Genomic DNA, 19,576 nt, shown 5'->3' on the forward strand with positions numbered 1-19,576 from the left:
TTTCGCCATCTGCAATTTCTTTGTCAGAGGGGATATCAGAGAGGCTGACACTGTCATCAAGATGAATTCTTGGGCTGGAAGGCAGCTTCGGCAACCACCCGTCCGACTGCTCGCCAATCACCTGCGAAAGACTTTTCCAGGTTCTTTGGCCTGATCCGATGGTGGATGACGCATTGACTGCACATGCCGTTCATCGTGCCAACGATACGATCTGTAGTGAAGTGCACGGCGTTCACTCAGCCGGCTAGTACTTGCCAGCGGCGATTGAGCTGTTGTTGGATGCCGATGAAACACCCGCATTGCTGGCGATCAACCATTCGTTTGCGAACCTCGATTCGCTTTGGTTGTCTGTTGCCACAAACACCAACGTGTTGGGTGGTGGACCGGGAGACGTTGCAGAAGGCGGAGACGCAAAACCGTCATGCCCATTGCTGGAGAGCAAATGACTCAGTCCACCTGGTTAAGCCGGTCCATCCATTCCGCATGCTGCTTCTTGATCGCGTCCAGGGACGGATCACCCGCGAGGTTGTGCCATTCATGGGGATCGTTGTCGTGATCGTAAAGTTCTTCTGAACCATCTGCATAGCGAATGTAACGCCAACGCTGCGAGCGAACCGTGTGGTTGCCGGCTTTGGTGGAGGTGAGTGCGGGGCGGTCCCATGCCGCTTGGGGATTTTCCAGCAGGTGTTGGAAACTCAAGCCTTGTAAATCGCTTGGAGGCGTTAGGTCACAGAGGTCTGCAAGGGTGGGGTAGATGTCGATCAGTCCCACGGTTCGTTCACTGACGTTTCCATTGCCGGCCGCGTTGGGCGTTCGCACGATCAGCAAACTGCGGGTGGATTCTTCCCAGGGCATCCATTTTCGCCAGTGATGCTTTTCTCCTAAGTGCCAGCCGTGATCGGAGCACAGGACCACGATCGTGTTGTCCGCGTAGGGGCTGTTGTCCAAATGCTCCAGCACTTGACCGATGCAGTCATCAATCAAGGCCACGCAGGCATGGTAAGCGTGCACGAGTTCTCGTCGGTAGGTTGGGCTGTATTGGCGGACGGCATCTTCGGCAATCAGTTTGCTGCGATCGAGCACCCATCGGCGACCCATTTCTGGCACATCATCCAGATCGTTTTCCAGTACCTCCGGCAATGTCAGGCTGTCTCGATCGAACTGATCGAAGTATCGCTTCGGGGCCGTCATCGGGGTGTGCGGTTTGTAGAAACCCAGCGACAGAAAAAACGGTTGGTCATATTCATCGCTGAGTTTCTCAATTCCCCAGGCAGCGATCTGTTCGTCAGGCATGCCACCTTTTTCGATGTCGAGTGCGGCCCAAGCCAGTGAGTCTTGCGCATCTTTGCCGAATCGTTTAGCAAATTGTCGACCGTTTGGTGGTTCCGGTCCCCAGCGGAGAGTCTTGGGGCCGATCTCATCCCAGTAGGCCTTCTTGCCGTGATCGTTGTGGTAGATCTTGCCCATGCACATCGTTCGATACCCGTGCTCGCCAAACCAAACGGGCAAGTGTTTCGCCCGGTGATAGGACTCGTTGGCTGACTTGGACGAGTTGTTGTAGATCCCCGTTTGGGACGCATACATGCCGGTCATGAACGAGGCTCGTGACGCGTAACACAGGGCCACCTGGCAGTGGGCGTTGTTGAACAAGACGCTTTGTTGTGCCAGCCGATCGAGGTTGGGGGTTTGCGCGTCCGGGTTGCCTCCCAGGCAGCCGACCCAGTCGTTCAAATCATCAACGGTGATGAACAGCACGTTGGGTTTGTCGCTGCGGCTTTGTGCTGAGATCGCTGGCATCTTGCCAGGCTCGGGGATGGGAAGCTCGCTCATCGCAGTGGCGTAACGTTCTCCCAGCAGCAATTGACTGGGGGCGTCGAAGTGAGTTCCAGGATCCGATGTTTCCGTGCCTTCTGACGAAACCAGTCCGACGGTGGAGCTGCTGGCGGCGACCGCTTGAATCGCCGCGCGGACACTGTCGCGTTTGCCGTTGTCAAAGACCTCGCCGACAACCACCGGCAGTTCGGGAACGCCGACGTCTTCTCGAATGCGAACGATCAGTTCTTCCAGTCGGCGTTGATAGACCTCCGTGCTCGATTTGGAATCCGATTCGCCTTGGTGCCAAAGCAGTCCACGAATCGCGAATCGATCGCCTCTTTGTTCCAGTTCCTTCGTTGCCATCCGAATGGTTTCGATGAAGTCGCGATACCGAGGTCCCTGGCTGCTGGGATCTCCCTGCACACCGGGCTTCCAGTCGGCGCGCAGGCTGGTGCCGCCCTTGGAACCTTTGATCAGGGCCAGTTTCCGGTCAGGGTGGGTCTGTCGCATCGAACGAGCAAACCCGAGTTCGGGACCAAACGTTGGTGAGGGAAGGTCACCTTTGTATTTCGGCGGCACACTGAATCCGGGGCCGAGTGGTTTCCAACCGTCGCTGAAGCGAGGCACACTGCGATAAAAGATGATGGCGTCATCGACCGGTTTCGCTTGCTCTTCCGATAAATCACTCGCGAGTCCCCGACCGTCCATGTTGGATTGTCCGGCAAGCAGATAGATGTCGTGTTCGTCCGCTGCGCCGACGGCAGATGGAAACACCATCAGGGCGCAAGCCAATGCCACGCCATGCATTGTTGTGAAAAGAGTCTTGCCCATCTCGTGTTCTCTTGGTTGGGGAGGTGTGGTGGGGGCTCCGCCCACAGACAGAGGTTGGGTCCCGACAACAAACCGCATGGCCGCGGTTCAGTACCGATAGTCAGCACCATCGCGACTGCGTTGGCAACTTGCCTCCAGTTCTTCCAACTGGTTGCGAAGTCGCTCGGTTTGTTCTGGCAGTTCGGCGGACAAATCGTTTTTCTCAAACGGGTCTTGGGCGAGATCGTACAGACGCACCCGTCCGTCTTTCTTGGCTTCTTGAAGCAGTTTCCAATCGCCTGAGATGATCGCTTTGCCGTCGACTCCTTGATGCAACCTGCGATAGCCAAAGAACAGGCTTCGGTCTCGAGCATCGACGTCGCCGCGAATCACGGGCATCAAGTCGATGCCATCGATGGGGCGATTGGCTTGGGTCGCCATCGAATCACCCACGATCGATGCCACGGTTGGCAGAAAATCGACGGTGCTGCATCGCACGTCGGTGGAGGTGCCAGCAGGAATCGTCCCGGGCCACTCCGCACAGGCGGGAACAAGCAGGCCGCCTTCATACATCGTGTGTTTGTGCCCTTTGAAAGGTCCGGCGGACGCGACCTTCTTCTTCGTCAATCCGTCCGACGGGCCATTGTCACTGCAGAAGAAGATCACCGTGTTCTTCTCGATGCCAAGCTCACGGAGTTTGGTTCGGAGTCGACCGATTTGTTGGTCCATGGCCGTGATGCAACCGTAGTAGTTCTTTCGCTTGCTGCCGGCTTTGGGGTACAGCTTTTGGAACTCTTCGCCAGCGACCACCGGTTCATGAGGTGCGTGGAACCAAACCGTCGCCAGGAACGGTTGGGATTGGTTGGCTTCCACAAACGGGATCACACGATCCATGATGATGCGACTGTCGTCTCCCGACAAATTCTCTTTGGCTTCGACGCCATTGTGAATGTAGGGGAAGCCACCTTTCCATGGTTCGCCTGGCTTGTTGCCCCAACTGTCCCAATCTTCGGGCGTGATGGTTGGGTCCCAAGTCGGCACCGCACTGGTCGTGGCGAAGTACTCATCGAAACCATGATGCGACGGAGGGGAGTAAAAACCTCGCGTGCCAACTTCATCGGGCTTCACCCAGCCGATGTGCCACTTGCCGAACAAGCCAGTCGCGTAACCCCTTTTCTTCAGCATTTCAGCAATGGTTATTTCGCCGACTCGCATGCCACCGGTGTGAGCCGCCAGGATGCCAAAGCGAAACGGGTAGCGACCGGTGAGGCAACTTCCGCGAGTCGGGGAGCAAAGTGGCGCGGCAGCGTAGAAACGATCGAATCGAACCCCGTCGGCAGCCATCGCATCGAGGTGAGGCGTCTTCACAGCATCGTTGCCGTTGAAGCCGACATCGCCCCACCCTTGGTCGTCGCTCATCAACAAAATGATGTTGGGCGATGCGGTGTCAGCCGAGAACGCCAGCGAAGTTGACAATGGAACCGCCAGGAAAAACGCTGCGATGGCGCGAATGAGCGATGGGGAATTCATGGCTGACTTCGGAGGATGCGGATGAGAAACTGAAAAAAATGGCAGGCCACATGGTAGTCCCCCGCTTGCATCATCGCAGGGGTGTCGAGAATCGTTGCGTGGGGATAAAGGCGGGTTTTCACACGCCTTCCGATTGAAACCCAAGCGATTCCGTGCATGAGTTCATCGCAGTGGTCGCAGCCGCGCTTTGCTTTCATTGTCCGTTGAATGATAATCCTTGGACCTTGCGTTCCCTTGACCGCCCAATGATTGATTGCTGAGTCGCTATGCTTCGTGTCCTGTCTGCTGCCTTGCCGTTCTGGCTGATCCTCGCTTCCACGGCGGTGGTCGCCCAAGTGGAAACCTCCCCGCGGACGGCGTTGCAATTGTCGGGGATGTTCAGTGATCGGATGGTGTTGCAGCAAGCAACCAACGCTCCGATTTGGGGAACGGCAGATACGGGAGCGACCGTTTTGGTGACCCCGTCGTGGTCGAACGACACGGTTCAGGTCATCGCTGATTCCGAGGGGAAGTGGAAAGCCAAAATCAAAACACCTTCCGCGGGCGGCCCGTTTCAGGTTCGCATCACCAGCGGTGATCAAACGCTGCAACTGAACGATGTGTTGGTGGGAGAAGTGTGGATTTGTTCCGGCCAGTCAAACATGCAGTGGAAGATGCGTGGCTTTGGTGTGGATCATTTCCAAGAGGATGTTGTCCGAGCCAAGTACCCGCAGATTCGTTTTTGCGATGTGCCTCAGATGTTGGCTTTGGAAGGACAAGACGATGTCCAAGCGAAGTGGACCACTTGCAGTCCACAGACGGTTTTGAACTTCAGTGCGGTGGGCTATTTCTTCGGCTCGCGTTTGCATCAAGAGCTGGACGTGCCAATTGGATTGATCTCGACCAACTGGGGTGGTTCATCGGCGGAAGCGTGGATCAGTCCTGAAGTATTGAAAGAAAGCTTTCCCGAATTCAATGAATCATTCGCGACCAACGCCAAGTTAGCGGACGAAGTCGGAACCACGTTTCGGCGTGGTCAAAAAACACCGCGGGGTCTGAATCAACAGAACCCAAGTGTGTTGTACAACAGCATGATTCGGCCGTTGATCCCGTTCTCGTTTCGCGGTGTGATCTGGTACCAGGGCGAATCCAATGTCAAGCAACCTGAACAATACCGGACCCTGTTCCCTGCACTGATCCGTGATTGGCGAAGCCGTTGGGGGACCGGGGACTTTCCGTTTTACTTTGTGCAGATCGCTCCCTTCGCTTACAAGCAGGAACCGACCAGTGCTGCCTTTCTGAGGGAGGCCCAGACGATGTCTTTGTCGGAACCCAACACCGGAATGGTGGTCACGATGGACATTGGTGACCCGACCAACATCCACCCGAAGAACAAGAAACCTGTGGGGGAGCGACTGGCTGGATTGGCATTGGCACGTGATTACGGTCGTCGAGATTTGGTGGATTCAGGACCGCTCTTTCAGCGTTCTGAAGTTGAAGGTGCATCCATTCGTCTGCACTTCAAACATGTTGGCGGTGGGCTGACCACGACGGACGGAAAGGCACCGAGTCATTTTGTCATCGCCGGGGCCGATCAAACGTTCGTCGCGGCCAACGCTGAGATCGACGGGGACAGCATCGTGGTTCACAGTGATGCGGTCGCGAAGCCGGTTGCCGTTCGGTACGGCTGGGGCAGCGGCGACATGCCCAATTTGTCAAACCAAGATGGCCTGCCGGCTTCCTCGTTTCGAACCGATGATTGGCCAATCACTGCCGGGAAACCCTGATCATGAGAACGACAAACATGAGTGAGATTCGAACGATTCGTTTATGGGTGGGGTTGCTGTTGGCGTTTTGCTGGAACGCCTGCTTGGTTTCAACCGCGACAGCGGAGCAACCACACATCCTGTTCATCATGGCGGATGACATGGGATGGAAGGATTTGCACTGCCAGGGCAACGAGGTGTTGCGGACGCCAAACATCGATGCGTTGGCAGAAGCGGGGGTGCGTTTCGACAATGCCTACGCCGGATCCACGGTTTGCACTCCGACACGCGCGTCCTTGATGACGGGCTTGGCACCCGCGAGATTGCATATCACCCAACATGGGGCGGATAGCAAATCTTTCTGGCCGGAAGATCGTCTGATTCAACCTCCGCCGACCAATCATGAACTGCCGCACGAGACCACGACCATGGCGGAGCGATTGAAAGCGGCAGGGTACACCACCGGTTTCTTTGGCAAATGGCATCTGGGCGGCGACAAAAAGTACTGGCCGACGGAGCACGGTTTTGATGTGAACGTTGGTGGTTGCGGGCTGGGTGGACCACCGACTTACTTTGATCCTTATCGCATTCCCGCGTTGCCGCCTCGCAAGGAAGGCGAATATCTCACCGATCGGTTGGCGGATGAAACGATTGCGTTCATGCGTCGCGAAAAAGACCAGCCGATGTTCGTGTGCCTGTGGACTTACAACCCTCACTATCCGTTCGAGGCACCGGAGGACCTGATCGAGCATTACAAAGGCAAAGAAGGTCCCGGTCTGAAGAATCCCATTTATGGTGGTCAGATCGAAGCCACTGATCGTGGCGTCGGACGTGTGCTGCGTGAGTTGGACTCACTGGGAATCGCAGACGAAACCCTGGTGGTGTTCACCAGTGACAACGGTGGTTGGTCGGGTGCGACCGACAACCGACCGCTGCGAGAAGGCAAGGGATATCTGTTCGAGGGCGGACTGCGGGTGCCATTGATCGTCCGTTGGCCCGGCGTGACCGAAGCGGCGACGGTGAACGAAACTCCTGTGGTCAGCATGGACCTGACGGCGACGATCTTGGACGCCGCGGGGGTGAGTCTCGCCAGTGGTGAGTCCCTCGATGGCGAATCATTGCGGCCGTTGTTCAGCGGTGGCGAGCTGGAACGGGATGCGTTGTACTTCCACTACCCACACTTTGCATTTCACAAAGACAATCGACCCGGTTCGGCGATTCGAAGCGGTCCATACAAGCTCATTCTCCGTCATGACGACGATTCGGTCGAACTGTACGACTTGCAGAAAGACCTGAGTGAGACCAACGATCTGGCCGCAGTCCACCCAGAAGTGGCTCTGAATTTGAAGGGGCGGCTGTTGGAATGGCTGGAGGCAACCGGCGCTGGAATCCCTGAAAAGCGATAGGGAAGCTCGCGTTTGTTTCGCGGCACGCCGATGTGGTGGCATTGGGCAACCGCGTTAGCGTTGCAGAATCGTGGTTGGCAGTGGATCGACTGACCTTCCGTGAAAGGTGGTGGGCGAGGATGTTGGGGGCGTCTCTCTCTGTCTTTGAACTGCACCGACTTTTCTAGGAATGCTCCCACGTGACGATTGCCATCGCTTTTTGTTGGGGTGTGTTCGTCATTGTCGCGATTCAGGCTGCTTTTTCGCTGGTCTTTGTCGTACTGATGTCACGACGGGCCCGGTTGTCTGAACCGAGCTTCACACCCAAAGCCGCGATCATCCTGTGTCTCCGCGGTGCGGATCCATTTTTGAGGCAGTGCCTTCAACACTTGCTCGATCAGGATTACCCAAAGTTTCAGTTGCATGTGGTCGTGGACAGCGAAGAGGATCCTTCGCGAGCCATTCTGGGCGACTTTGAATCGGACGATCGAGTGCGGGTCAGCGTCTTGCATGATCCGCCGGAGACATGCAGCCTGAAGTGCGGTGCGATTGTTCAGGTGATTCGAGAACTGGATCCATCGTTTGAGGTTGTCGCATTGTGTGATGCGGACACCGTTCCCCACCGAACGTGGTTGGCCGAGCTTGCGGCACCGCTTCAAGACCCAACGGTGGCGGTCACAACGGGCAATCGTTGGTACCAACCTCAGGATCCAACCGGGGCATCCTTGGTTCGATACCTCTGGAACATTCCCGCCGCCATCAACATGATCGTCTTTCGGATCGCCTGGGGCGGAAGCCTGCTCATTCGGCGGCAGGTGATCGACGAAGCCGGTTTGCTGAAGAAATGGTCGCACGCATTCTGCGAAGACACGATGCTCGATCGAGTCTTGCGCCGCCACGGTTATCGACAGGTCTTTGTTCCCAATGTGATGGTCGTGAACCGGGAAACGTGCACCTTCGCCGATTTGATGAACTGGGTGCCGCGGCAATTGTTGACTGCGAAGCTTTATCATTCGAGTTGGCCGGCGACGGTTGGCTACGGCATCATCTCGTCGGCCATTCCGTTTCTAGCGGCGGTGGTTGCGATCGTGGGATGGCTGCAATCGGACTTGGACTCGGTGTGGGTCGCCTTCTTTGCATTTCTGGCTTTCGAGATTTCGAATGTGGTGCTGGTGTTGATGTGTGAAACCAGCTTTCATCGAAGCGGATCTCACGGCGGGACCGCAACGAATGGATTGACCGGGGCGTCGCTCGTGAAACTGCCGTTTTGGATTGTCGTCAGCCAGATCGTCTCGCCGTTTTGGTTTTGCAAGTGTTTCTTGACGACGAGCGTGAAGTGGCGTGGCATCGTCTATCACATTCGCGGGAACAAGATCCAACGAGGACCGCATACGTCGTATTCCGAGCCCATGCCGGAGACTCGATCGCTGTGATTCCTTAAGAGGATTCCCTATTAGGATTGCCCGGTAAGATCGACGAGCAAAGCGGGGGCGTTGGCAGATACTTTTTGCCTGCGTCGTCCGAGGAAGCGTCCTGTGGCCAGGCGACTTTGCGGGTTAGGTGGTTCGTTTGGGAGATGCCGGTATTGCTGTTAGGGCTGGCCTACAACTCCGATAAACGTTCAGGTCCAATCATCCCAAAGCATGCATCCGAGGACGTTGCGAACCACGAATGCGTACTTTGCGATCATTCGAATTGACTCACCAAGCGATTGCTCTGATGCTGATCGCAGTGGTGACCACCAGCTTCCCGGGATGCCGGACGGCGGTCCCGCGTGCGCCGCAACAATCAGGGATGACGGCATCGGATTGGTCTGCGATTTCGCTTGAGAAGCCGGTTGGGGAAGCTGCCGCTGAGCAGCCAAACCTGCCATCTGAAATCGCGACGGTTTCGCATTTCGAATCCGTGGGGCAGCGATCGCCGCCCACAGCTGACGAGTTTGATCAGCTGACGCCTTGGCATTTGTCGTTGGACGAAGCGATTCAGTTGGCGCTCGGGAACAGCCAAGTCATTCGGGACCAAGGCGGCCGAGTGTTGTCGTACCCGGACATGGTGCGAACCACATTGGATCCGGCGGTGCTTCGCAACGATCCGAATTTGGGGCTCGACGCGAGCCTGTCCGCCTTTGATGCCCAGTTCCAATCGAGCTTTGTTTGGAACGGCGATGGCAACTCAGTCAATTCCGCGTTCTCAAACGGCCAATTTGGCGTCTTTTCTCAACCCGAGACGCTGGCGAGGTTGGGTGTTGGCCGCATCCTGCATTCGGGAACGCAGGTGTCGATCGGCAGCATCGGTGGCTATGACGAGGATCTGGCCGGCGGGCTGTATGCGGCTTATGGAGCCGAAGTTCGGCATCCGCTGATGCGAGGATCGGGAACCGAGATCAACGAGATCGCTGGCCCGTTGGCGAAACCTGGGGTGTACCGAGGCATTCGGATTGCCCAGATTGAACATCAGCAGGTCAGCCTCGAAGTGGAGCAGGCTGTTTCTGAATTGGTGCGTGATGTCTCGATCGTCTATTGGGAGTTGTTCTTCGCCTACCAAGATTTAGCGGCCAAGCGGGCGGCGATGGAAAACACTCGCCAAGCGTGGCGATTGGAGCAGCAACGTGTTGAACAACGAGTCAGTCCGCCTGACGTGGAAGCCTTGGCGAGGCAGCAGTTCTATTCTGCCGAGGCCGCTGTTCGCAACGCAATCTGCGGCACGATTCCAGGGCAAACGGGCGTCTACAACGTTGAGTTCCAACTGCGGACGTTGCTCGCGCTTCCGGCTTGCGATGACCGGTTGATTCAACCCATCGGGCCTCCACTGCAGGCACCCATTCGGTTTGATTGGCGCGAAAGCGACGCGTTGGCACAAGGCAGCCGAATCGAGCTTCGGAAACAACAGGCGGTCATCGCCAAGCGTGTTCTCGAAATCAAAGCCGCGAAGAACTTGCAACGACCCCAACTGGATTTCATCGGACAGTATCGACGACTGGCTGACGACCCAACCAATGACACTGAACTGTTTGGCAGTGCGTTGCAAGGTTGGCAGGTGGGGGTCGACTACAGTCGGCCGGTGGCGAACCGCCGAGAGAACGCTGCGGTGCGACATGCCCAGCTTCAACTGCAGCGCGAGCGAGCGATTGCAGAGGAACAACGCCGGCAGATCTCGGCGCAGCTTCGCACCACGTTCATCGATCTGGATCGTGCGTATGGCACCATGAACTCGATGGCAAAGAGCCAGGAAGCGTCACAGATTCGATTGGCTGCTCAATCGCAACGGCATGCCGAGGGCGACATCCAAGTGGAAGACGTGTTGGAAGCTCAGATCCGAGCGACCAAGGCGGAGACCGAATTCCAACGCAGTTTGGTCGACTACAACTTGGCGTTTATCAAGGTTCACCACGCTCGAGGCACATTGCTGCAAGCGATGGGAGTGGGCTTTGGTCAGCCGACGATCGATGAATGTCGCTTCGCGTTGAACTCCGCTTCGGTGTTCGCCCGACCTGAAAACCTCGACAACAATGTGACTGGCACTCGGATCGCCAGCCCATCCGCAACGCAGCGAAATGTGCCACCACAATCTGGCACGTTCCGTTGACACGTGTGGCGGACGCCTGCGATCCAGCGATGCGTCGAAGCCGGTTGGCAGGGAGGTTAAGGAACAACCACGTGAGCCGTTTGGGCGCTGCCTGGACTGCGAAACGTTTGGTATTGGCGATCTGATAGCGAACGCAATTTTTCTTCCGGCTTCTGTCTTTCTTCATCCCGGTAGGGATTTCAGAAAGTAGCCGGGGGTTTGAGCGATAGCGATCACCCCCGGATCTCAAATGCGACCATCCATTCGACCCCGGAGGGTGTCGCAGATCGATCGCTACGACACCCTCCGGGGTCGGTGATCGTGAGCGACCGCTGACCGCAGGTGCGCTATCGCAACCGACGGCTACCAGCTGACATCCCTACCGGGATGAAAACTTGCGCAAACGCATGGCCGCCACAAGCCCAAACATTCAGCAGGCCAGCATGAGACTTGGTTGCGCGAGGGAACCGTGGCTAACGCCAAGCGGCTCACATACTTACCGAAGCGTTTTCACTTTCGGAATGATTCTGGCCAGCGTGGTGCGTTTGACTTCGCCAACCACGACCGGTGAATCGGGGGCCAATCCGGTTCCGATCACTTCGGTCTGCACACCGTCGTCGATGCCCACGAGAACCGAAATCGGGCGAACTTTTCCGTCTTCAGCGGGGACCCAAACGTAGGCGGTGTCTCCTTGGCCGGGACCGTTGGAATCGTCGCTGGGTGAGATCAAATCGGTGGCGATGGACTGTTCCATCTGTTCGGATTCCGGCCACCACTGGAGGGCGCCGGTCGGCACCAGCCATGCTTGTTCACGCTTGGTGATTTCAAATTCAACGTCCGTGGTCATGTGCGGCAAGAGGTTCAGGTCGGTTGGGTCAATCGCCACGATCACGTCGTAGGTCACGAAGTTGCCGTGCATCCGGGCGTTGAGCAAGATCTCTTTCACATGGCCCGTCATCACTTGATCGCGATGGGCGTCAACGGCGAAGGTGACGGGTTGGCCTTGTTTCACTTTGCCGATGTCGCTCTCACTCACGGACGCCCGGATTTGCATTTGGTCCAGGTCCTTGGCCAGCAGAAAGAGCCCCGGGTGACCGACGCTGACATACTGTCCCAGGTTGGCTCGTCGATCGATCACGATGCCGTCGATGGGGGAGCGAATGTTTGTGTTTTCCAGGCTCACCTGGGCGTGATGAACCTCTGCTTCGGCTTCCTCCAACTTGGCTTGCCCAACCGCGAGCATGGCGGTGGCCATTTCATTGGCGGTGACGATCTCGTCGTAGACGCTTTGTGAGTTGGTCGAACGCAGGCGATTGGCTCGATCGAGGTTTCGTTGAGATTGTTGATGCTGTGCCTCCAAGCGAACCAAATCGGCAGCCGCCAAGCGATAGGCGGCATGGGCCTTTTCCAAACCAATCTCGTATTGCTGGGTATCCAGTTGGAAGAGCACGGTGCCCTTGGCGACTCGCGAACCGACACCAAGGGGTTTGTTTGGATCGCGGGAGTCGATTCCAAAGCGAACAATCTTCCCCGCGACGTCGGGGCCCACTTGGACGACTTCGTCTGGTTCAATGGTCCCTGTGGTGCCGACGGTGATCACAAGGTCACGGCGTTCGACATCCACGGTACGTAGTTCCGGCAACTCGTTGCGTTGGCTGAACAGACGCAATCCGATCGCTGCGAAAAGCAGGCAGCCAACGGCAAGCATGCCAATCAGGAGACGGGAAGACAGCGAGTGATTTTTAGCGGGGTGACTCAAGCGGTCGTTCCTTGCCTCGACAGGACATTCATTCGTCCGTCAACGATTCTTACCGCATGGTCGGCGGCAAAGAAGTTTGTTTTATATTTGACAGCCCAATGATCGAGCCCAGGCGATCGCCGATCGCTCGCCTTGGTATGGACGCACTCCATCAGCATGCTTCCGTTTAGCAAAGCCGGACCAGCGAACCAATAGCATTCGGGGACTTGGAGGTGGGTGCAATGAAGAATCTGAACGATTTGACCAGTCAACATGGACGTTGAGTTGCCGGCCCGATTGTTGCCAAAGTTGACCTCGCGACGGTGTTTGCGTAGTTTGCTGCCCGTCCTTCCCCAATGACGCGCCACCCGCGGCCCAGCTTCCCAATGTTCGCATGATTCTTCTTCACCTGGCGACATTTGCGTTTTGGGCGCTCACCGGATTCGCGGCAGTCAACGCCCTGTGCACCACGTTCACGCTGGTGGCATTGTTCCGGCATCGCTCTGAGACCTCCGATGACGCGGATTTACCTCGGGTCGCTGTGCTGCTGTGTTTGCGAGGGGCCGATCCTAATCTGGCGGGTGGGCTGCGGAGGTTGATGAAACAGCAGTATCCCAACTACGAAGTCTTCATCGTCATCGATTCTGAGACGGATCCCGCTTGGGGAATCGTGAAACAGACCATTGACGATGCACAGCGACGCGACTCATCCAGGTCTGTTTCTGAATCGGAACCAACGACCGCCGATTCGAGGCAGGGCGAAGCGGGCCCCACGTCCACCCTGTCTCAGGTCCACGTGTCCTCGCTTCGCCAACGACTGGAGACCTGCAGTTTGAAGTGCAGTTCGCTGGTGCAGCTTTTGGATCAGATCGATGATTCGTTCCAGGTGGTTGTGCTTGCCGATTCTGATCTCGAAAGCCACCCCACTTGGCTGCGTGAATTGGTGGCTCCGCTGGCCGACCCGCGCGTGGGGGCTGCCTTCGGAAATCGATGGTTTCTTCCGGCCCGTGGCTGGATGGGGTCACTCGTGCGTCAGGTTTGCAATGCGATCGGCGTCGTCACCATGCATCTGGGGCAAATCCCCTGGGGAGGTTCATTGGCGATCCGCGCATCGGTGTTGAAACAGAGCGGATTGCGTCAGACACTGACCCGGTCGATCGTCGACGATGGCCCTGTCCGGGTGGCGCTCAAGGAACAGGGGTTGAAGCTTCGGTTTGTTCCATCGTTGTTGATGGCCAATCGAGAAGACTGTGATTTGCGATTCGCCCACAGCTTTCTCACTCGGCAACTGAAGTGGACGCAGACCTACATGAGCAGCCAATGGCCGGTCATGTTGGTTTACACGTTGGGAGTGCTGGGCACCTACATGGCCGCGTTGGTGTTGGCCGTGGTTTGCTTGCTGCTGGGATTGCATGTGGAAGCCTCTTGGTTTGCGGCGGGCGCAGCCGTTTACAGCGGGACGGTCATGACGCTCTGGTTTCTGTTGGATTTGGCTGCCCGCCGAATCATTCGGGCACAGGGCGAACCGGCCCCCAGAATCCTTGGGGTTCAGTTGTTGAAAATTCCCGCTGCAATGCTGTTGGCCGTTCTCGTGCATGTCTCTGCGATGATTTGTGCCACGTTTCTCAAACGAGTGATTTGGCGGGGCGTCACCTACGAAGTGCACGGGCCCAGCGAAGTTCAGTTGCTGAGCGATGGGGTGATGAAGACGTCGCTTGAGCCAGCCAACGTGTCACTTTGAACAACGTGTCACTTTGAGTTTTGAAGCTCAACCAGAAGCGACTTGATCGTACGAACGATGCCCGGCCACGCTTTGGGATGCCAACCGAATCGGATGGTTCGCAACAACGCCCGCCAAGCAATTCTCAAGTCGCCGGAATACAACGCACGACCACACAGTGTCACGTAAAGTTCTGTCACCCGATGTTGTTCGGTCGACTTGAAGCATCCTGTCGCCATCGCGTCGTTCCAAAATCGATCAATCGTTTGGACTGGCGCGGGCACTGTACCGGTTCGCAGATAAAAGCCGACTTGTTTCAGCAGCTGATCCGGATCAAGGGGCGGAGCGTGTTGGAGTTGCGACGCTGCGTTCGGACTGTTTTCCGAAAGGTAGTGCCACCAGACTGAAAGCCACCAATGCAGTGAAGTGGTCAGTTCCGCGGGATCCGATGAATTCTCATCGCCAAGGGTTCCCAAGGGATCGATCATCGATCGGACGTCTTCCGGATCTGAACCGGCTGACTGCGTCCAACTTGTGAAGTGATACAAACAGTCGTGAGCGGTGCGTCGAAGATCGCCTTTCGAATGCGAGCGTGTTTGTTGAAGTTGATTCGTGGCAGCCGTCACGTTTTCAATGTGGAAGAGGTGCCAGGCCAGCCACATGCTGGAGTAGTATCGCACCGACCGTTCATGGCGTTTGATCTCTGAAGGGACCAACGGATTTGAATAGAACTTGTCCAGCACCATCGTGGCATATTTGACCTGGCCCAAACCGTTGCGGCGAATGATGCTGAAACGGTGGCGTCGGTAACACAGGGTGGGGGATTTTTGCCACTGAAAGGTGCAGCCGGCCAGAGACAGTCGAAGCAGCAAATCGACATCTTGAGACTGCAGCAACTCGGGATCAAACCCGCCCACTTTTTGGAGCCAATCGCGGCGAAACAGCATCGCACCGAGCTTGGCAGGTTTGAACACCAGCCATGTATTCAGGTCGAGTTCGGGAGCATCGATCCAAGGCTCAATCACCTTGGTCACCACGCCATTTTTGTCCGTGATTTTCCATCCACTGTGCACGGCGCCCAAGTCGGGATTCGCGTCGAGGATCTCCGTTTGGTGGGCAAACTTTCCGGGCAGAAACCAATCGTCGGCATCCAAGAAGGCCACGTAGTCTCCTGTGGTTTCACGCAAACCGACATTTCGAGCGACAGCCGATCCCGAATTGGATTGCCGGATGATTCCAATGCGATCCGAGAATTTCGCGAGCACTTCGGCGGTTTCATCGGTCGACCCATCATCGACCACGATGATCTCAGTGTTGCCGACGTTCTGGTCGAACACGCTTTGCAAAGCCTGCTCGATGTAGGCCGCGTTGTTGAAGACCGGAATCACAACACTGATGCGAGGTCGTGATGTGCGGGGTGATTCCGAACCGCCTTCGCTTTCGTTCGCCATGTTGCAGGAGGCCGCGAAGTGGTTGTCAAAATTGGCGTGAAAGGGGAGGCTGCGGACGGTTCACGATACCAGTTCCAAATGGGAAGGCACAGTTGTGGATGGATCGGGGAATCAACCCTGGATATGACTGATGAAGGCGTTCGCAGACGCACCGATTGCAATGCCCTGCCGTCGGCAGTGGTCACCTTTGCCGATACATTGACTGCGAACGCAATCACCAGCGACCGGTTTTTGAAAGTACCGAGATGAACAAAGGCCGCCTCGCGGTTTACGAATGGAATGCGTGGGAGCTGTTTGCGATTTGCGAATGGCGTCTCGATGCGTATCGAATCAAGGCCCATCCGGATGACGAAGTGCAGGACGTGCTCGCTCGTCTGCGACCTGACACTTCCGATTTCTTGGTGCATCTCAACCTCAGTCGGCAAGCGTTGTTTCCAAGGCAACGCAGCGAACTTTTCGAGGCTCTTGAGAAGAAAGGGATTCGCACATGGAATGCCAACGTCAACGACATGACCAAACGGTTTGTCCAAAGTGAGTGTCAGCGGCTTGGGCTCCCGACCACCGCGGCGACTCGGGACGGGGACCCTGAGGAGAAGTTGATTTTGAAGTCCGATTGCAACCACGGCGGCCGGAATGAACGCCGGCTCGATTTGGAAACTCGTCGTCGTTTGGGATTGCCTCCCGAATCAGCGGTGATCGACGGCAGTTTGGATTACCCAGTCATGAAGCGTTCTGAATTGACCGACCAATGGGATGATCCGGGGCTGGTTGCGGAACGGTTGATCGAAAACTCCCAAGGCGTCTACTATCGAGCCTACGCGATTGAGGGCCGATTGGTGATTTCTCGTTTTGTGCCACCGAATCCCGAGCATCCCATTCAGCGAATTGAAGGTGCGAAAGCAAGACGCAATTTCTTGTACGAGGATTACACCTCCTTTGTCGGTGCCTCGGAATCGGACGATGCCCTGCCGGCTCGTTTGAAATCCGTCGTGGCTTCGTTCCTGATCGGGATTCCGCTCGACTTTGGTGCGCTCGATGTGGTCGAGGACAACGAAGGGAATTTCTACATCATTGATCTCAACATCACCCCGTATTGGGGCGTGCCAGGGCAACCCAAGATGACAAGGTTTCTCCGTCAGGAACCATCGCTGCGGGAAAAACTCTCAAAACGAATCGTTGGCTGGATTCCCTCGTGTTGTTCCAAGGACAAACGAGAAATCTGAAACCTGAGACGGTCCAACCTCTTTTTCATTCACTGACGCTTCGCCGATGCCGCTCACCTATCCGCTGACCCATTTCGAAGAGCTGATGCTGCATCAAGACAGCAACGCTTTTCCGACGAACTGCTTTGTTCGCATGCGGTTCCGCGGGCGCCTGGATGAACGTGGTTTCCGTGCGGCGGCACTCGTTGCGGTGGCGCGGCACCCATTGTTACATGCCCGGGTGCAGCGACATCGTGGGCGATATCGCTGGCAGGTTGACGAGCCCGCACCTGAGATCTCTTGGTGCGATGGGACCGTTAACCAGCAGCCGACATTTCACCGATTGAACCTCGAGTCGGAACACGGATTGAAACTGGCGGTTTGTTTGCAGGAGCATGAATCCGAGTTGATGGTCCAATTTCATCATGCCTGTTGTGATGGACTCGCGATCTTTCAGGTGGTTCATGAATTGCTGTTGGCCTATGCCATGGAGATCGATGGGAACGCAGACGTTTCGCTTCCGGAGATCGACCTCAGTTTGCTTCAGAACCGCGGTTCGCTTGGATTGACCGCGGGGAGGTTTCTTCGACTTGTCTCTCGCCAAGCCGTTGGCCTTCGCGGGGTCTGGCAGTTTTTGACGAGAAAGCCATCGCATCTGCTGCCGCATCGTGTGCCCCAACGCGCTGAACCCGCTCCGCTGAGTTTTCCGTCGGTGATGGCCCATCACTTTGAACCGGAGGTTTCGACTGGCCTGCGACGAGCCGCGAAACGAGCCAAAGTGACCCAGAACGACCTGTTGATCCGGGACCTGTTTCTGGCGTTGGAGGAGTTTCGTCGAGCGCAGGGCGTTGATGAACCAACAAGCTGGTTGCGATTGATGATTCCGGTCAGCTTGCGACAAAAGCACCAGTACCAGGCACCCGCTGCCAACATTGTCAGCTCCGTGTTCTTGGACCGACGAGCGATCGACATGGAGGAACCGGAGCACCTGCTGCAAGACCTCAGCGAGGAAATGGGGCTGATCAAACGTCGCCACTTGAACTATTTGTTCCTGTATTCGTTGTGGGGACAGAGGATCTTGCCGCGTGGATTGGAGCGGACTGCGAGACCGAAACGCTGCCAAACGACGGTGGTCTTCACCAACCTCAGTCGCGTTTTCGCGAGGTCACCTTTGCCGCGCCAGGACGGTCGGCTGCAATGCGGGGACGTGGTGCTGATGCATGTTGAGGCGATCCCGCCGATCGCGAGACACTTGAATGCGGCTCTGGGCGTCAGTTGGTATGCAAACCAAATGACGATCACGCTGCACCATGATCCGCGAGCGGTTTCCCACGAAGCCGCCGGCGAGTTGCTAGGTGGGTTGGTTCGACGGATGCGGGAGTCCGCGAAGGCGAAGTGACACTCATTTCCCGACCGTTCCTAAATCGATTCGCGTTCTGCATGCGATGCAGAACGTCGTTTTGTGATTCCATCGCTCTGTCTTGTCTTGTCGGATCGCCCTACAATCCGCTTTCTGTTGAATGGATTCACGTTGGGGCCTCTTTGCCGCTGGTCAATTCGTTCATGCGGAAGCGAACGTCTTGAAGCACCTCCCCATTGGACTTGTCGGATGACCCACGCCGATCAATCGGTCGCACCTGCGGCATCGCAGGAAGCCGAGTCGCTGGCGGGGGACGCTGTCAGCGAGGTGGAGCCCTATGAGTTCACGGAAATCGCGATACCGATCATTGCCATGCATGTTTTGGCTTTGTTTGCATTCGTACCTGAATTCATCACCGGGACGAATGTGTTGTTGCTGATGATCAGCTTGGTCGTCTTCAGCAATGGAATCACGCTTGGCTACCATCGCTTGCTGACGCACAAAAGCCTGCGAGTTCCTAAGTGGTTGGAATACGGCTACGTCGGGCTCGCGTTGTGTTGTCTGCAAGAGTCGCCGGCCAAGTGGGTTTCAACGCATCGACGCCACCACAGTCATTCGGACGAGCCAGACGACCCCCATTCTCCGACGGCTAGCTTTTGGTGGTCGCACGTCGGTTGGTTGCTTTGGAAGCGAAAAGGGCAGCACGAGTTTCGCACGGATGATCGCTACTGTGCCGATATCATCGCCGATCCATTTTACGCCCTCATGGAAAAGTACCCCGATCTGCCGGCGGGAATCTACATCCTTCACGCAGGTGTGATTTGGTTGATCGCGTCAGCACTTTTCATGCTCGAAAACAGTTTCGGATCAGCGGTTTGGCAAGGTGCGGGCCTCGTGCTTTGGTGTGTCGTGTTGCGAACGGTCATGATTTGGCACTTCTCGTGGTCGGTCAATTCGCTGACCCATTGCTTCGGCTATCAAAACTACAAGACATCGGACCAAAGTCGAAACAATTGGTTGGTTGCCATCGTGAGCAACGGCGAAGGCTGGCACAACAACCATCACCATGATCCCGCGAGTGCATCGGTGCAGCACAAATGGTGGGAGTTTGACCCCACCTACCTTCAGATCCGAGTTCTCAAACGACTCGGATTGGCAACGCATGTGATCCAGCCTCGGCAAGTCCGCAAGAGTGTCGTTGGACTGGACGATCCAAGCGGTCTGAACAAGCAGGCGGGTTCGTGAATTCGCCGTTG

12 protein-coding genes are annotated in these 19,576 nt (G+C 56.5%); 8 read left to right on the forward strand and 4 right to left on the reverse strand.

Features of this window, described 5'->3' with window-relative positions; translation table 11 throughout:
- Nucleotides 1-447: 447 nt before the first annotated feature.
- Both PSR62_RS04310 and PSR62_RS04315 read right to left on the reverse strand, forming a co-directional pair.
- The gene (locus PSR62_RS04310; protein WP_274406585.1) at nt 448-2,592 is read right to left on the reverse strand and encodes a sulfatase-like hydrolase/transferase; all 2,145 of its coding nucleotides are present in this window, start codon (nt 2,590-2,592) and stop codon (nt 448-450) included.
- 141 nt (nt 2,593-2,733) lie between these two features.
- Nucleotides 2,734-4,155 carry a sulfatase-like hydrolase/transferase gene (locus PSR62_RS04315; RefSeq protein ID WP_274406586.1) on the reverse strand — a complete coding sequence of 474 codons (1,422 nt, stop codon included), beginning with the start codon at nt 4,153-4,155 and terminating at the stop codon, nt 2,734-2,736.
- Nucleotides 4,156-4,421: 266 nt separating this feature from the next.
- Between PSR62_RS04315 and PSR62_RS04320 the strand changes: the two genes are divergently transcribed.
- The 4 genes from PSR62_RS04320 (at nt 4,422) to PSR62_RS04335 (ending at nt 10,870) form a co-directional block, all read left to right on the forward strand.
- Nucleotides 4,422-5,921 (forward strand): sialate O-acetylesterase, encoded by a 1,500-nt coding sequence (locus PSR62_RS04320; RefSeq protein WP_274406587.1) that lies wholly within the window; start codon nt 4,422-4,424, stop codon nt 5,919-5,921.
- A gap of 17 nt (nt 5,922-5,938) precedes the next feature.
- The gene (locus PSR62_RS04325; RefSeq protein ID WP_274408331.1) at nt 5,939-7,306 is read left to right on the forward strand and encodes a sulfatase; all 1,368 of its coding nucleotides are present in this window, start codon (nt 5,939-5,941) and stop codon (nt 7,304-7,306) included.
- 179 nt (nt 7,307-7,485) lie between these two features.
- Nucleotides 7,486-8,718 (forward strand): glycosyltransferase, encoded by a 1,233-nt coding sequence (locus tag PSR62_RS04330; RefSeq protein ID WP_274406588.1) that lies wholly within the window; start codon nt 7,486-7,488, stop codon nt 8,716-8,718.
- 238 nt (nt 8,719-8,956) lie between these two features.
- Nucleotides 8,957-10,870, forward strand: coding sequence for a TolC family protein (locus PSR62_RS04335; RefSeq protein ID WP_274406589.1), 1,914 nt, complete (start codon nt 8,957-8,959; stop codon nt 10,868-10,870).
- A gap of 475 nt (nt 10,871-11,345) precedes the next feature.
- Here PSR62_RS04335 and PSR62_RS04340 read toward each other — a convergent pair whose 3' ends face one another.
- Complete coding sequence (locus PSR62_RS04340; RefSeq protein WP_274406590.1) at nt 11,346-12,608, reverse strand: efflux RND transporter periplasmic adaptor subunit; 1,263 nt, start codon at nt 12,606-12,608, stop codon at nt 11,346-11,348.
- Between the two features lie 373 nt (nt 12,609-12,981).
- Between PSR62_RS04340 and PSR62_RS04345 the strand changes: the two genes are divergently transcribed.
- The gene (locus PSR62_RS04345) at nt 12,982-14,328 is read left to right on the forward strand and encodes a glycosyltransferase family 2 protein (RefSeq protein ID WP_274406591.1); all 1,347 of its coding nucleotides are present in this window, start codon (nt 12,982-12,984) and stop codon (nt 14,326-14,328) included.
- An 8-nt stretch (nt 14,329-14,336) separates the two neighbouring features.
- Here the strand turns inward: PSR62_RS04345 and PSR62_RS04350 are convergent, their stop codons facing one another.
- Nucleotides 14,337-15,758 (reverse strand): glycosyltransferase family 2 protein, encoded by a 1,422-nt coding sequence (locus PSR62_RS04350; RefSeq protein WP_274406592.1) that lies wholly within the window; start codon nt 15,756-15,758, stop codon nt 14,337-14,339.
- A gap of 245 nt (nt 15,759-16,003) precedes the next feature.
- Between PSR62_RS04350 and PSR62_RS04355 the strand changes: the two genes are divergently transcribed.
- The 3 genes from PSR62_RS04355 (at nt 16,004) to PSR62_RS04365 (ending at nt 19,565) form a co-directional block, all read left to right on the forward strand.
- Nucleotides 16,004-16,981 carry a hypothetical protein gene (locus tag PSR62_RS04355; protein ID WP_274406593.1) on the forward strand — a complete coding sequence of 326 codons (978 nt, stop codon included), beginning with the start codon at nt 16,004-16,006 and terminating at the stop codon, nt 16,979-16,981.
- Nucleotides 16,982-17,027: 46 nt separating this feature from the next.
- Nucleotides 17,028-18,359 carry a chromosome condensation protein gene (locus PSR62_RS04360; protein WP_274406594.1) on the forward strand — a complete coding sequence of 444 codons (1,332 nt, stop codon included), beginning with the start codon at nt 17,028-17,030 and terminating at the stop codon, nt 18,357-18,359.
- 210 nt (nt 18,360-18,569) lie between these two features.
- Nucleotides 18,570-19,565, forward strand: a complete 996-nt coding sequence (locus PSR62_RS04365; protein WP_274406595.1) for an acyl-CoA desaturase — start codon at nt 18,570-18,572, stop codon at nt 19,563-19,565.
- Nucleotides 19,566-19,576: the final 11 nt, after the last annotated feature.

Origin of the sequence: Rhodopirellula sp. P2, assembly GCF_028768465.1 — a bacterium.
In the GTDB taxonomy this organism is placed as follows: domain Bacteria; phylum Planctomycetota; class Planctomycetia; order Pirellulales; family Pirellulaceae; genus Rhodopirellula.